This is a genomic window from Pseudonocardia petroleophila, assembly GCF_014235185.1.
GTDB classification, from domain to species: Bacteria; Actinomycetota; Actinomycetes; order Mycobacteriales; family Pseudonocardiaceae; genus Pseudonocardia; species Pseudonocardia petroleophila.
In genome coordinates, this window is the sequence record NZ_CP060131.1 from 357,020 (window position 1) to 369,618 (window position 12,599).

Annotated in this window: 12 protein-coding genes; 8 read left to right on the forward strand and 4 right to left on the reverse strand. The window is 75.1% G+C overall.

The features are described 5' to 3' along the window. Window positions 1-7 precede the first annotated feature (7 nt). Entirely contained in the window at window positions 8-421 is a 414-nt protein-coding gene (locus H6H00_RS01705) for a MarR family winged helix-turn-helix transcriptional regulator (RefSeq protein WP_185719628.1), read from the forward strand. Here H6H00_RS01705 and H6H00_RS01710 read toward each other — a convergent pair. Then, on the reverse strand, window positions 418-1,230 hold the full coding sequence (locus tag H6H00_RS01710) for a PaaX family transcriptional regulator (RefSeq protein ID WP_185719629.1): 813 nt from the start codon (window positions 1,228-1,230) through the stop codon (window positions 418-420). The genes H6H00_RS01705 and H6H00_RS01710 overlap by 4 nt on opposite strands. Before the next feature lie 117 nt (window positions 1,231-1,347). On the opposite strand from H6H00_RS01710, the gene H6H00_RS01715 reads away from it, so the two are divergent. The 6 genes from H6H00_RS01715 to H6H00_RS01740 all read left to right on the forward strand — a co-directional run bounded on the left by H6H00_RS01715 (window position 1,348) and on the right by H6H00_RS01740 (window position 8,070). Next, a complete protein-coding gene (locus H6H00_RS01715; RefSeq protein ID WP_185719630.1) occupies window positions 1,348-2,652 on the forward strand; it encodes an MFS transporter in 1,305 nt (434 codons plus the stop codon). Window positions 2,653-2,733: 81 nt separating this feature from the next. Then, window positions 2,734-4,029, forward strand: coding sequence for an HNH endonuclease signature motif containing protein (locus H6H00_RS01720; protein WP_185719631.1), 1,296 nt, complete (start codon window positions 2,734-2,736; stop codon window positions 4,027-4,029). A 180-nt stretch (window positions 4,030-4,209) separates the two neighbouring features. Beyond that, window positions 4,210-4,920 (forward strand): SIMPL domain-containing protein, encoded by a 711-nt coding sequence (locus H6H00_RS01725; protein WP_185719632.1) that lies wholly within the window; start codon window positions 4,210-4,212, stop codon window positions 4,918-4,920. 58 nt (window positions 4,921-4,978) lie between these two features. Next, window positions 4,979-6,457, forward strand: a complete 1,479-nt coding sequence (locus H6H00_RS01730) for a YibE/F family protein (protein WP_185719633.1) — start codon at window positions 4,979-4,981, stop codon at window positions 6,455-6,457. 52 nt (window positions 6,458-6,509) lie between these two features. Then, window positions 6,510-7,163: a class II aldolase/adducin family protein gene (locus H6H00_RS01735; RefSeq protein ID WP_185719634.1), complete on the forward strand. Its 654-nt coding sequence runs from the start codon at window positions 6,510-6,512 to the stop codon at window positions 7,161-7,163. A 31-nt stretch (window positions 7,164-7,194) separates the two neighbouring features. Next, on the forward strand, window positions 7,195-8,070 hold the full coding sequence (locus H6H00_RS01740; protein ID WP_185719635.1) for a Sco1979 family transcriptional regulator: 876 nt from the start codon (window positions 7,195-7,197) through the stop codon (window positions 8,068-8,070). Here the strand turns inward: H6H00_RS01740 and H6H00_RS01745 are convergent. Further along, window positions 8,067-8,888, reverse strand: coding sequence for an SAM-dependent methyltransferase (locus H6H00_RS01745; RefSeq protein WP_185719636.1), 822 nt, complete (start codon window positions 8,886-8,888; stop codon window positions 8,067-8,069). The genes H6H00_RS01740 and H6H00_RS01745 overlap by 4 nt on opposite strands. Before the next feature lie 107 nt (window positions 8,889-8,995). On the opposite strand from H6H00_RS01745, the gene H6H00_RS01750 reads away from it, so the two are divergent. Next, window positions 8,996-10,555 (forward strand): molybdopterin-dependent oxidoreductase, encoded by a 1,560-nt coding sequence (locus tag H6H00_RS01750; RefSeq protein WP_255425529.1) that lies wholly within the window; start codon window positions 8,996-8,998, stop codon window positions 10,553-10,555. Here H6H00_RS01750 and H6H00_RS01755 read toward each other — a convergent pair. Together H6H00_RS01755 and H6H00_RS01760 are read right to left on the reverse strand one after the other, a co-directional pair. Then, entirely contained in the window at window positions 10,542-11,321 is a 780-nt protein-coding gene (locus H6H00_RS01755) for an ABC transporter ATP-binding protein (RefSeq protein WP_185719638.1), read from the reverse strand. The genes H6H00_RS01750 and H6H00_RS01755 overlap by 14 nt on opposite strands. Then, a complete protein-coding gene (locus H6H00_RS01760; RefSeq protein WP_185719639.1) occupies window positions 11,318-12,529 on the reverse strand; it encodes an MFS transporter in 1,212 nt (403 codons plus the stop codon). The genes H6H00_RS01755 and H6H00_RS01760 overlap by 4 nt, the downstream gene beginning before the upstream one ends. Window positions 12,530-12,599: the final 70 nt, after the last annotated feature.

The window sequence follows — 12,599 nt, forward strand, 5'->3', positions numbered from 1 at the left end:
TCGAGGGGTGCCGCCGTCCCTGCTGTACGTCGTGAAGCAGGTCGAGCTGGCCGTGCGGTCGCACCTCGACGAGCTGCTGCGCCCGCACGGCCTCACGACCTCGACCTACACCGCGCTCACCGTCCTGGAGCGCCGCGACGGCCTGACCACCGCCGACCTCGCCCGCACCTCGTTCGTCACGCCGCAGGCCATGGCCGACATCGTCGCGGCGCTGGAGGCGCGCGGGCACATCGTCCGCACGCCGGACCCGACCCACGGGCGGCGGCTGCGTACCAGCCTCACCGCCGAGGGCCGGGCCCTGCTCGCCGCCCTCGCCGAGGAGGTGGGGGCACTCGAGGAGCGAATGCTGGCCGGCCTCGACCCGGCCCAGCGCGCCGCGCTGCGCACCCAGCTCAACGCGTGCCGGGAGGCGCTGACCTAACGGGCGTCGCGCACCCTCAGGATCTCCGCCGCCACCTCCGCGGCCCGCGGGGCGAGCTCGCGGTGGCGGCGCAGGAACAGGTCGTGGGCGCCGACCGCGGGCCAGGACGCCGGGAGATGCCGGACGGGCAGGCGGGGGTCGTTGCGGATCGTGCGCAGCCAGTCGGCCTCCAGCGCGACCTGGGCGGCCAGCGGGTCGGCCGGGCCCCGCCCGGGCTCCGACCAGCGCCGCACGAACCGGGCGTAGTCGCCGGCGAGGGCGTCGAGGTCCCAGGCGTCGCGGACCAGCGCGTCGACGTCGGTGGGGGGCAGCGCGGTCGCCGTGAACGCCGAGAGGTGCGCGGCCGCCTCCAGCCCGTCGACCAGCGCGGTGACGTCCACCGGCCCCGCCGCCAGCCACAGCCCGCCGCGCAGCGACCCGAACCCGGCCCAGACCAGCCGGGCCCGCAGCGCGTGCCGCTGCTTCGCCCACGAGTCGGGCAGCGAGTACGACAGCAGCGTCCAGCTGCCGTCCCAGTCGTCGTTGACGGGGCCGGTGCGCCACATCCGGTCGCCGCCGTCGTCGAGCACGCGGCGGGCCAGCGGGGTGAGGCCGAGGTAGACCTCCCGGCCGCGCCGGGTGCGGTCGAGCAGGCCGCGGCGGGCCGCGCGGCTCAGCGTCGAGCGCGCGGCCTGCTCGGAGACCTCCGCGCGGCGCAGCAGCTCGAGCACCCCCGCCGTCGCGACCTCCACGTCCCGACCCAGGACGTACGCGCCGAGGAACGCCAGCAGCACGGTCTGCGGACGGGTGCCGTCGCGTTCCTCGTCCACGGGGGGAGCCTAGCCACGATCAACACTGGGCAGAACGTTGACGGTCGTCGACCAAGATGCCTACTCTCCTGCGTGACGCGGACCACCCGACGAGAGCAGTTCCCTGGAGGCAGTGCGATGACCGCACCCGGCCCGACCACCCCCCAGCTCCGGCGCGCCGCGCTGTCGAGCTACCTCGGCAGCGTGATCGAGTACTACGACTTCCTGCTCTACGCCACGGCCGCGGCCCTCGTGTTCGGGCCGGTGTTCTTCTCCGGGCTCGACCCGGTCGTCGGCACGATCGCGAGCCTCGGCACGCTCGCCACGGGCTACCTCGCCCGCCCCCTCGGCGGGATCCTGTTCGGCCACTTCGGCGACCGGCTCGGCCGCAAGAAGATGCTGATCACCACCATGACCCTGATGGGCATCGCGAGCGTGCTCATCGGCCTGCTGCCCACCCCGGCGCAGATCGGCGCGCTCGCCCCGGTGCTGCTGGTGGTGCTGCGCGTCGCGCAGGGGATCGCGGTCGGCGGCGAGTGGGGCGGGGCCGTGCTGCTCTCCGCCGAGCACGCCACCTCCCGGCGCGGACTGTGGGCCAGCTTCACCAACGCGGGCGCCCCGAGCGGCGGCGTCCTGTCGACGGTCGTCCTGGCGATCACCGCGGCGACGATGACCGAGGAGCAGTTCCTGTCCTGGGGCTGGCGCATCCCGTTCCTGCTCAGCGCCGTGCTGCTGGCGCTCGGGCTGTTCGTCCGCTCGCGCGTCGAGGAGACGCCGGTGTTCCGGGCCGAGATCGCGGAGACCCCGCCCGCGTTCCCGCTGGTCGACGTCCTGCGCAACCACCCCCGCGTCCTCGCCCTGTCGGTCGGGATCGGCTTCGCCGCGTTCGTCGTGCAGGCCACGATCACGACGTTCTCCCTGTCGTACGCGGTCGAGGCCGGCATCCCGCGCTCGACCGTGCTCAACGCGCTGACCGCGTCGTCGGTGGCCGCCGTGGTCGGGATCATCGGGTGGTCGGCGCTGTCGGACCGGCTCGGGCGGCGGCCGGTGATGATCGCCGGGGCCGTGGCCTGCGGAGCGTGGGCGTTCGCGCTGTTCCCGCTGATCAGCAGCGGGTCGACGGCGCTGCTCGTGGTGGCCGTCGTCGTCGGGCAGGGACTGCTGCACCCGGCCCTCTACGGGCCGCTGGCCGCGCTCTACACCGAGCTGTTCGCGACGCGGTCGCGGTACACGGGCGCGTCGCTGGGCTACCAGCTCGCCGGGACCGGGGCCGGGTTCGCGCCGCTGGCGTTCGCGGCGATCTACGGGGCGACGGGGAGTGCGCTCGTGATCTCGGTGATCATCGCGGTGCTGTGCCTCGTCACCGTGGCCTGTCTGGCGCTGGCCCCGGAGACGCACCGGCGGAGTCTGAGCGAGGCGGGGGCCCGGGTTCCTGCGGCGTGATCATCCGGTCAGCGTGTGCTACTGCACCTTTGTTGGGTCGATTCGTAGGTCTGCCCACGTCAGGGCGGTAGAATCGAACACATGTTCCCCTCCGTGCTCGATCCCGATCCTCCACAGGGAGTCGTGCCCGATCCAGTTCCCTCCGGGACGTTCGGGCTCGAACTCGATCTCACCACCACCGATGTTTCCCTGCTCTCCGACGCCGATCTGGTGGATGCCGTGGTCGGGTTCGAGGCGATGGCGTCCTGGGCTGCGGCCCGCCAGTTCGCCGTTCTGGCCGAGTTCTCCCGGCGGGGCGGGGACGGATCCATCCGGCCGGTGACCGCTGCAGTTCCGGCGCGGGAGTGGGCCGGGCCCGAGGTGGCCACGGCGCTCACGCTGTCGCCGGGGGCAGGGGAGGTGCGACTCGCCCAGGCGATCCGGCTCGACGGGGTGCTCCGGCCGACCCGCGACCTGCTGGAAGCCGGCCGGCTCGATGTGCCGAGGGTGCGGTTGATCCTGGACCGGCTCGCCGTGGTCTCCGACCATCACGCTGCCGTGGTGCAGGAGCGGGTGCTGCCTGCGGCGCCCGGCCAGACCTGGGCGCAGCTGTCCGCGGCGCTGCGCCGGGCGATCCTCGCCGTCGACCCGGACGGGGCCGCGGAACGTCATCAGGCGGCGCGGAAGGAACGCCGGGTGGATGTGTTCCCGGGTGAGGACGGGATGGCGACGGTGTGGGCGCGGATGTCTGCGCCGGACGCCGCGTCCTCTCTCGAGTGGCTGACCCGTCTGGCCCGCGGCATGGGCGCCGACGACCCGCGGACCCTGGATCAGTGCCGCGCCGACCTCGCCGCCGCCGCACTCACCGGGAGGCTGGTCATCCGCGACCCCTCGGCGGACCCGACGGTCGTGGCTCCGGTGACGCCGGGGAAGCCGTTGATCACCGTCGTGGTCCCGTACTCGACGTTGATCGGGGTGGATGAGGAGCCGTGTGAGATCGCCGGGTACGGCCCGATCCCCGCCCATCTGGCCCGCGACATCGCCGCCGACGCGGTGTGGCGGCGCCTGGTCACCGACCCGCTGACCGGGGCGGTCCTCGATCACGGCCGCACCACCTACCGCCCACCCGCCGCGTTGGCCGACCACGTCCGGGCCCGGGACGTGACCTGCCGGGCCCCGGGCTGCCGCCGGGCCGCGACCACCTGCGAACTCGACCACGTCATCGCCTGGGCGGACGGCGGGACCACGTCGGAGGACAACCTGGCCTGCCTGTGCACCGCGCACCACGACCTGAAGGAGCAGCCGGGCTGGCGGGTCACGCTGCACCCGGACCGGTCACTGGAGTGGACCACCCCGACCGGACACCGCTACCGGACCCGGCCCCACGACCACCGCTGATCACCCGAGCCCGTTCCCCGTCGGACGACCACCGGCCCTCCACCGTTCGCCCGACGTCCTGATGCCGCGAGGGCCCGCACCAGCGCGCCCCACGGCAGCCCTCCACGGCGCCACGGCCGGCGGAGCGGAGGGTGCAGCCCTGCCGTGCAACCGGATGGGCGTCCGTTCCGTCCTGGGGACATGAAGCGCGCACTGCTCCCCGCCGTCGGTCTCGTCCTCGCTCTCGCCGGCTGCGCCGCGCCCGGCCAGCTGGGGTCGGCGGCCCCGGCACCGACGCCCGGCATCTCGGCCCGGGGCGTCGGCACCGTCAGCGGCACCCCGGACACGCTCACCGTCGTGCTCGGCGTCGCCACCACCGCCCCGGCGGCGGCGGGGGCACTGGCCGACAACACCGCCCGCTCGACCGCCCTGATCGAGGTGCTGCGCGGCAGCGGGGTGGCGGAGGAGGACCTGCGCACGAGCGGGCTGTCGATCTTCCCGAGCTACTCCTCCGACGGCGGCACCGTCACCGGGTACGAGGTGAGCAACCAGGTCACGGCGACGCTGCGCGACCTCGACGGGGCAGGGGCCCTCATCGACGCGGCGGCGCAGGCGGCGGGTGACGCGGTGCGCGTGCAGCAGATCTCCTTCTCGATCGACGACGACTCGGAGCAGCGCGCGGCCGCCCGCGCGGACGCCGTGCGGCGGGCCGAGGCGCAGATCGAGCAGATGGCCGAGGCGGCGGGGGTGTCGCCGGGCGCGCTGCTGTCGATCACCGAGATCCCGGGCGAGACCGGCCCGCAGCCCTACGCCGCCGACGCGTTCGCGGCGCAGGAGTCCGCGGCGGTGCCGCTGCTGCCGGGGAGCCAGGACGTCAGCGTGGTCGTGGAGGTCGTGCGCGCGGTCGGCTGAGCGGCGGCCGGACGGACCGGACATCGGGCGCACGCGGGGGCACGGGAGAATCCGGCGGATGAGCTCCCCCCGGCACGGGCCCCGCCACCGCGGCAGCGGCACCACCCGCACCGGCCCGCACCCCGCGACCGGGCCCACGACGGGCGACCCCGACGCCGACACGGGCCCGATCGGGATCGACCCCCGCCCCACCGGGCGCCACCGCGATCCCGGGCCCGATCCCACCGACGTCCGGCAGCGGCCGGGGCGCGACGCACCGGCGACCGCACCCGACCCCACCGCCCGCGAGGGCGCCCGGCACGCCGACACCGGCACCGGACCGACCGGCGCCCCGCCCGACCACCCCGCCGACACCCCGGCCCTCACCGGCCACGGGCACGGCCACGGTCCGGCTCCGCACGCCGACCGGCGGGTGCGGATCGCGATCGCGGCCCTGCTGGTGCCCGCGGCCGTCGCGACGCTGGTCGGGCTGGTGCTGCTGTTCCCCTACGAGCGCGCCCGACCGCTCGACGGGGCCGCGGCGCTGCCGCGGGTGCCGGGCACCGTGTCGGCCACGGCGGAGAGCGACTGCTCCCCCGGCGAGGGCGACCGCGGCTGCGCGGCCCTGACCGTGCGGCTGACCGGCGGGGACGCGGCCGGCACCAGCATCGTGACGCTCGTGTCGGTGGTCCGCGGGGTCTCCCCGTTCACCACCGGCGACGACGTGCAGCTCTCCGTCGACGGCGACCCGGCCGATCCGGAGTCCTACCAGATCGTCGACTTCCAGCGGGAGGTCCCGCTGCTCGTGCTGGCGCTGCTGTTCGCGGCGGCGGTGGTGGCGCTGGGCCGCTTCCGGGGGCTCGCCGCCCTCGGGTCGCTGGTGCTGACGGGCGTGGTGCTGATCGGGTTCGTGCTGCCGGCGATCCTGGCCGGGCGCGACCCGCTGCTGGTCGCCGTCGTCGGGTGCACCGCGATCATGTTCTGCGCGCTGTACCTCACGCACGGGTTCACCTCCCGCACCTCGACGGCCGTGCTCGGCACGTTCGGCAGCCTCGTCCTGATCGGGGTGCTCGGCGTCGCCTTCGCGGCCGCGGCCCGGCTGACCGGCGCCGACGAGGACACCGCGAGCCTGGCCAACACCCTCGGCACCGCGGTCGACGGGCGGGGGCTGGTGCTGGCCGGGCTGATGATCGGCGCCCTCGGCGCCCTCGACGACGTCACGGTCACCCAGACCAGCGCGGTGTGGGAACTGCGCGCCGCCGACCCGCAGCTGCGCCCGGCCGCCCTGTTCTCCGCGGCGATGCGGATCGGGCGCGACCACGTGGCCTCGGCCGTCAACACGCTCGTCCTGGCCTACGCGGGCGCGGCGCTGCCGCTGCTGCTGCTGTTCAGCGTCGCCGAGCGCGGCCTGGCCGACACCCTGACCAGCCAGGTCATCGCCACCGAGGTGGTCAGGACGCTGGTGGGCAGCATCGGGCTGGTGGCGTCGGTGCCGCTGACGACCGCGCTCGCCGTGGCCGTCGTGACCCGCGGGCGGCTGGTGCGGACCGGGGACTGACCCCGGTGCGCCGGGCCGTCGATCCCGTGCACCGGTGGGCGAGAATCGGGTCGTGACCACCGCCGCCCGGACCGCCGTCGTCGACCTGTGCCGCGGGCTCGTCGCGCGCAGCCTGGTGGTCGGGACGGCCGGCAACGTGTCGGTGCGCGACGGCGACCGGATCGCGGTGTCCCCGTCGGCCGTCGACTACGCGGAGCTGACGCCGGACGCGGTCGGCGTGCACGCGCTCGACGGCACCCCGCTCGACGCGCCGCTGCGCCCCACCTCCGAGCTCGCCCTGCACGTCCTGCTGCACGCCCGCGACGGGGCGCGCGACGGCGAGGTCGTGCTGCACACCCACGCGCCCGCGTCGACGGCGCTCTCGACCGTCGTCGACGAGGTGCCGCCGACGCACTACTACGCCGCGTTCTTCGGCGGCGCGGTCCGCGTCGCCCCCTACGCGACGTTCGGGACCCCGGAGCTGGCCTCGCACGTCCTCGCCGCGATGCGCGACCGCAGCGCCGCGCTCATGGCCAACCACGGGGCGGTGCTCGTGGCGCCCGCGGTGGCCGGTGCGCTGGACCGGGCCGCGTACCTGGAGTACGTCTGCGACGTCGCGCTGCGCGCACTCGGCACCGGGCTGCCCCTGCGCGTCCTCGACGCCGCCGAGATCGACCGCGTCCGCTCCGCCCTCGACGGCCACGGGCAGGTACCGCCCCGGACGTGACGGCTATGCTGGACGCGATGGGGGTACAACCGTGAGCACACCGTCACCACCGCCCGATCAGGGTGGCCCCACCGTCCTGCGCATCCTGCTGGGCACCCAGTTGCGCCGGCTGCGCGAGGCCAACGGCATCACCCGCGAGCGGGCCGGCGACGCGATCCGCGCGTCCAGCGCGAAGATCAGCCGCCTGGAGCTGGGCCGCGTCGGCTGCAAGGAACGCGATGTGCTCGACCTGCTGACCCTCTACGGCGTCACCGACGAGGCCGAGCGCGCGGGCTACCGCGACCTCGCGACCCGCGCCAACGCCCGCGGCTGGTGGCAGCAGCACAACGACGTCCTGCCCAGCTGGTTCGAGATGTACCTGCGGCTGGAACAGGCCGCGCAGGTCATCCGCAGCTTCGAGCTGCAGTTCGTGCCGGGCCTGCTGCAGACCGAGGAGTACGCGCGCAGCGTCGTGCTGCTCGGGCACCGCGGCTCCCCGCCCGACGACGTCGACCAGCGCGTCCAGCTGCGGATGTCGCGGCAGAAGATGCTGCGCGAGCCGGGCGCGCCGCAGCTGTGGGTCGTCATCGACGAGGCCGCGGTGAGCCGCCCGTACGGCACGCCCGCGGTGATGCGCGGGCAGCTGGAGCACCTGCTCGAGGCCAGCCGGTGGCCGAACGTCACCGTGCAGCTGCTGCCGTTCCGCGCGGGCAGCCACGCCGCGGCCGGCGGCCCCTTCTCGATCCTGCGCTTCGCCGAGTCCGACCTGCCCGACATCGTCTACCTCGAGCAGCTCAACAGCGCGGTCTACCTCGACAAGCGCGCCGACGTCGAGGACTACTCGGGGGTCTGGGAGCGGCTGGTCGTGCAGGCGCTCACGCCGCGCGACACCCGCACGGCCCTGGCCGGGCTGATCGAGAAGTTCTAGGCCTTGCGGCCGATGCCCGCCGCGTAGAGCGTGTGGGTGGGGCTCTCGGTCGGCGTCTGGTCGTCGGGACGCCAGTCGTTGGCGTAGGTCAGGCCCGGCTCCACCAGCTCCAGGCCGTCGAAGAACCGTCGCTGCTCGGCCCAGGTGCGGAACCGGCCGGTGCCCAGGCCGCCCTCCAGGAACGCCTTCTCCAGTGCCTTCGCGCGCGGCTCGTCGTCGTCGAGGAAGTTGCTCGCCAGCAGGTAGCTGCCGGGGCTGAGCCGCGCGGTGATCGCCGCGGCCACCGCGTACGGGTCCTCGTCGTCGGAGAGGTGGTGGAAGATGCTGGCCGCGAGCACCGCGAACGGCGCCGAGGTGTCGATCAGCTCGGTGACGGCCGGGTCGGCGAAGATCGCGTCGATGTCGCGGATGTCGCCGGTGATCACCGTGGTGGTGTCGTCGTCGTCGAGCAGGGCGCGGCCGTGGGCCAGCACGATCGGGTCGATGTCGACGTAGACGACGTGCACCGACGGGTCGACCGCGTGCGCGATCTCGTGCACGTTGCCCGCCGTCGGCAGGCCCGAGCCGAGGTCGAGGATCTGCCGGATGCCGGCCTCGCGCACCAGCCAGGTGACGGCGCGGCGCAGGTGGTTGCGGTTGTCGAGGGCGAGCTGGCTGGTCTCGGGCACGGCCGCGAACAGCGCGCCGGACACCTGCCGGTCGATCTCGTAGTGGTCCTTGCCGCCGAGGACGTAGTCGTAGACGCGGGCGATCGACGGCCGGGTCAGGTCGACGTCCGGGATCCCCGGTGCGTCGTCGAGACCTCTGTTGTCGCTCATCCGGTCGTCCCCCAGTCCGTTCACCGATGTGGCGCGCACAGCCTATCGTCACCGCTTCGTCAGACACGGCGGGCCGGTGGCGCGCCGCGGCGGAGGAGGATGAGGGCGTGAGCACGACGACCGTCCACCCGACGCCCCTCGTCCCCCGCCGCACGGCTGCGTCGATCGGGGTGCTGGCCGTCGCCGCCGCACTGGCCGCCGGGCACCTCGTCGCCGGGCTCGTGTCGCCCGCGTCGTCGCCGTTCCTGGCCGTCGGGAACGGGGCGATCGCGCTGGCGCCGCAGTGGCTCGTCGAGTTCGCGAAGTCGACGTTCGGCGTCGCCGACAAGCCCGTGCTGCTCGGCGGGATGGCGCTCGTGCTCCTCGCCGCCGCGGTCGGCGTCGGCCTCGCATCCCGCGAGCGGCCGCAGCCCGGCACCCGCGCGCTGACCGGGCTCGGCCTGCTGGGGTTCGCCGCGGTCGCCCTGTCCCCCGCGTTCACCCCCGTCGACCTGCTCGCCCCCGCCGCGGCCGCGGGCGTCGGGATCGTCGTGCTGCGCCGCCTGCACGCCCTCGCCCTCCCCGGCGCCCCCCGGACCGGATCGGGGATGGACCGCCGCACGATGCTCACGGGCACCTCGGCGCTCGTCGGGTTCGGTGCGCTCGCCGCGGGCGGGCTGGGCCAGCTGCTCGGCGGCCGCCTCACCGGCTCCCGCGAGGAGGTCACGGCGCGGCTGCGCGGGCTGGCGCTCGCGGAGCGGGCCCCCGCCGTACCCGCGGGCGCGGCGTTCCCAGAGCTGGGCACGCCGACGTTCCTCACCGCCAACGCCGACTTCTACCGCATCGACACCGCGCTGCGGATCCCCACGCAGACCGCCGCCGACTGGTCGCTGCGCATCCACGGCATGGTCGACCGCGAGCTCGTCCTGACCTTCGACGACCTGCTCGCCCGCCCGCTGCTCGAGCGCACGGTCACGATGATCTGCGTGTCGAACGAGGTCGGTGACGACTACATCTCCACCACGAACTTCATCGGCGTCGACCTGCGGGAGATCCTGCTGGAGGCCGGCATCGCCCCCGGCGCCGACCAGGTGCTCTCCACCAGCAGCGACGGCCTGTGGACCGCCGGCACCCCCGTCGACGTGCTGCTGGAGCCCGACCGCGGCGCGCTGCTCGCCGTCGGGATGAACGGCGAGGCGCTGCCCCCCGAGCACGGGTTCCCGGTGCGGATGGTCGTGCCCGGCCTCTACGGGTACGTGTCGGCGACGAAGTGGGTCACCGACCTGGAGGTCACCACGTTCGACCGCGAGCAGGCGTACTGGCTGCAGCGCGGGTGGGGGCGGTTCGGCCCGGTGAAGACGCAGTCGCGCATCGACGTGCCGCGGGCCGCGGGCAGCACGCCGGCCGGGCGCGTCACCGTCGCCGGGATCGCGTGGTCGCAGCCGATCGGGATCAGCCGCGTCGAGGTGCGCCTCGACGACGGCCCGTGGACGACCGCCGAGCTGGCCACCGAGGTCGGCGGCGACACCTGGCGGATGTGGCGGGCCGAGGTCGACGCCGCCGCGGGGTCGCACGTCGTGACCGTCCGGGCCACCGACGCGAACGGGGTGACCCAGACCGAGGAGCGCGCCCCGGTGATCCCCGACGGCGCCACCGGCTACCACTCGGTGGTCTTCAGCGCGGTCTGACCGCCGGCTCCGCCCGCGGGCGGAAGACCAGCTGCACGCAGTCGTCCTCGTCGAACCGGCGGACCGACACCCGGTAGACGGGCTCGAGCACCTCGGGCCGCAGCACCTCGGCCGTCGGGCCGGTGGCCGCAACCGTGCCGCCGTCGAGCAGCACGAGCCGGTCGCAGTAGCGGGCCGCGAGGTTGAGGTCGTGCAGCACCACGACCGTGGTGATGCCGAGCGCGCGGACGAGGCCCAGCACCTCGTGCTGGTAGCGGATGTCGAGGTGGTTGGTCGGCTCGTCGAGCAGCAGGTGGCCGGCCTCCTGCGCCAGCGCCCTGGCGATCAGCACGCGCTGCTTCTCCCCGCCGGACAGCAGCGAGAACGACCGCTCCGCGTGCTCGCGCATCCCGACGCGGCGCAGCGCGGTGGCCGCGACCGCGTGGTCGTCGCCGGTGAACGACCGGAGCGACGAGCGGTGCGGGGACCGCCCGAGCAGCACCATCTCCGCGACCGAGATCGGCAGCTCCGGCGGGCTCTCCTGCGCGACGACCGCGATCCGGCGCGCCAGCTCCCGGCCCGGCAGGTCCACCACCGGCTCGCCGTCGAGCAGCACGGCCCCGGACCGCGGCCGCAGCGCGGTGTAGAGGATCCGCAGCAGCGTCGTCTTGCCGCTGCCGTTGGGTCCGATCAGCCCGAGCACCCCGCCCGCCGGCGCGGCGAGCCCCACGCCGTCGAGGACGGGGGTGCCGTCGTAGGCGAACGTCACGCCGGACGCGGTGATCATCGGGCCGGCACCCCCCTCGGATCGACGAACCGCCGCGCGCCCGGTACGAGCAGCGCGAGCGCTCCCGCGGCGAGCGTCAGCACCCCGCAGGCGACCAGCACCGGGGTCGTGCCCAGCCCCGTCAGCAGGACCGGCAGGACGACGAGCCCGAGCGGCGCGACGCCGTAGGACACCATGAAGTCGAACGCGAACACCCGGCCCAGCCGCTCCGGCGCGACCTCCCGCTGGATCGCGGAGAACCACAGGATGTTGAACGTCTCGATGCCCGCGCCGCCCAGCACGTACGCGGCGACGATCAGCACCGGCGCGTCCGGCACGGCCAGCGCCAGCGGCACCAGCCCGAAGGCCCCCAGCCCGGCGAACGCCACCACCCCGGCCGGCCGCGGGGTGCACCGGCCCAGCACCAGAGCGGCGAGCACCGCGCCCGCCGAGTAGCCGCCCAGGGCGACCGCCAGGAAGGCGTCCGTACCGAACAGGTCACGGCTGACCAGCGGCAGCGTGAGCTGCTGCACCGCGAACCCGAGCGACAGCCAGACCGACAGGGCGCCGAGCCCGGCCAGGAACCAGCGGTGCCGGCGCACCTCGCGCAGGACCTCGCCGTAGTCGGCGAACGGGCGTCGCCGGGCCGCGTCCGACGGGCGGGGCGCGCCGCGGGGCAGGGCGTGCGCGACCGCGGCCGACGCCAGCCACAGCACGCCGGTCGCCGCGAGGGTCGCCGCCCCGCCCACGACGGCGTAGAGCAGCGCCGCGAGCGCCGGGCCGCCGACGAGCAGCAGGCGGCTGCTCAGCGTCGACAGGGCGTTGGCGCGCTGGAGCTCGACGTCCGGGACGACCTCGCCGATCAGCGCCTGGTAGGCGCCGCGGAAGATCCCCTCCCCCACCCCGGCCAGCAGGACGCACGCGCACAGCAGGGGCACCGACACGGCGAACGCCCCGACCGACGCGACGATCGCGGTGCCGCGCACGGCGCTCGCGATCGTCAGCACGGTGCGGCGCGGGTAGCCGTCGGTGACGATCCCACCGAGCACCGCGCCCAGGACGAACCCGAGCGTGCGGGCCCCGAGCACCAGCCCGAGCACCGCGATCCCGCCCTGCGTGTCGAGCACGTAGAGCGTCAGCGCCACCGGCATCACGGCCGTGGCCGCCCCGGTCAGGGTGTAGCTGATCCAGGCGAGCCGGAAATCGCCGTGCCGCAGGACGCTCAGCACGCGGCGGCGCCCGTGCTCGGCCGGCGGCGGATCGCGGCGCGGGGCGGGACGGTCGGTGGGGAGGGCATGG

Excerpts from the sequence above, each read along its gene's own strand:
- H6H00_RS01720 (WP_185719631.1), top strand. The coding sequence starts at position 2,734 with ATGTTCCCCTCCGTGCTCGATCCCGATCCTCCACAGGGAGTCGTGCCC.
- H6H00_RS01755 (WP_185719638.1), bottom strand. The coding sequence starts at position 11,321 with ATGATCACCGCGTCCGGCGTGACGTTCGCCTACGACGGCACCCCCGTC.
- H6H00_RS01745 (WP_185719636.1), bottom strand. The coding sequence starts at position 8,888 with ATGAGCGACAACAGAGGTCTCGACGACGCACCGGGGATCCCGGACGTC.
- H6H00_RS01715 (WP_185719630.1), top strand. The coding sequence starts at position 1,348 with ATGACCGCACCCGGCCCGACCACCCCCCAGCTCCGGCGCGCCGCGCTG.
- H6H00_RS01730 (WP_185719633.1), top strand. The coding sequence starts at position 4,979 with ATGAGCTCCCCCCGGCACGGGCCCCGCCACCGCGGCAGCGGCACCACC.
- H6H00_RS01725 (WP_185719632.1), top strand. The coding sequence starts at position 4,210 with ATGAAGCGCGCACTGCTCCCCGCCGTCGGTCTCGTCCTCGCTCTCGCC.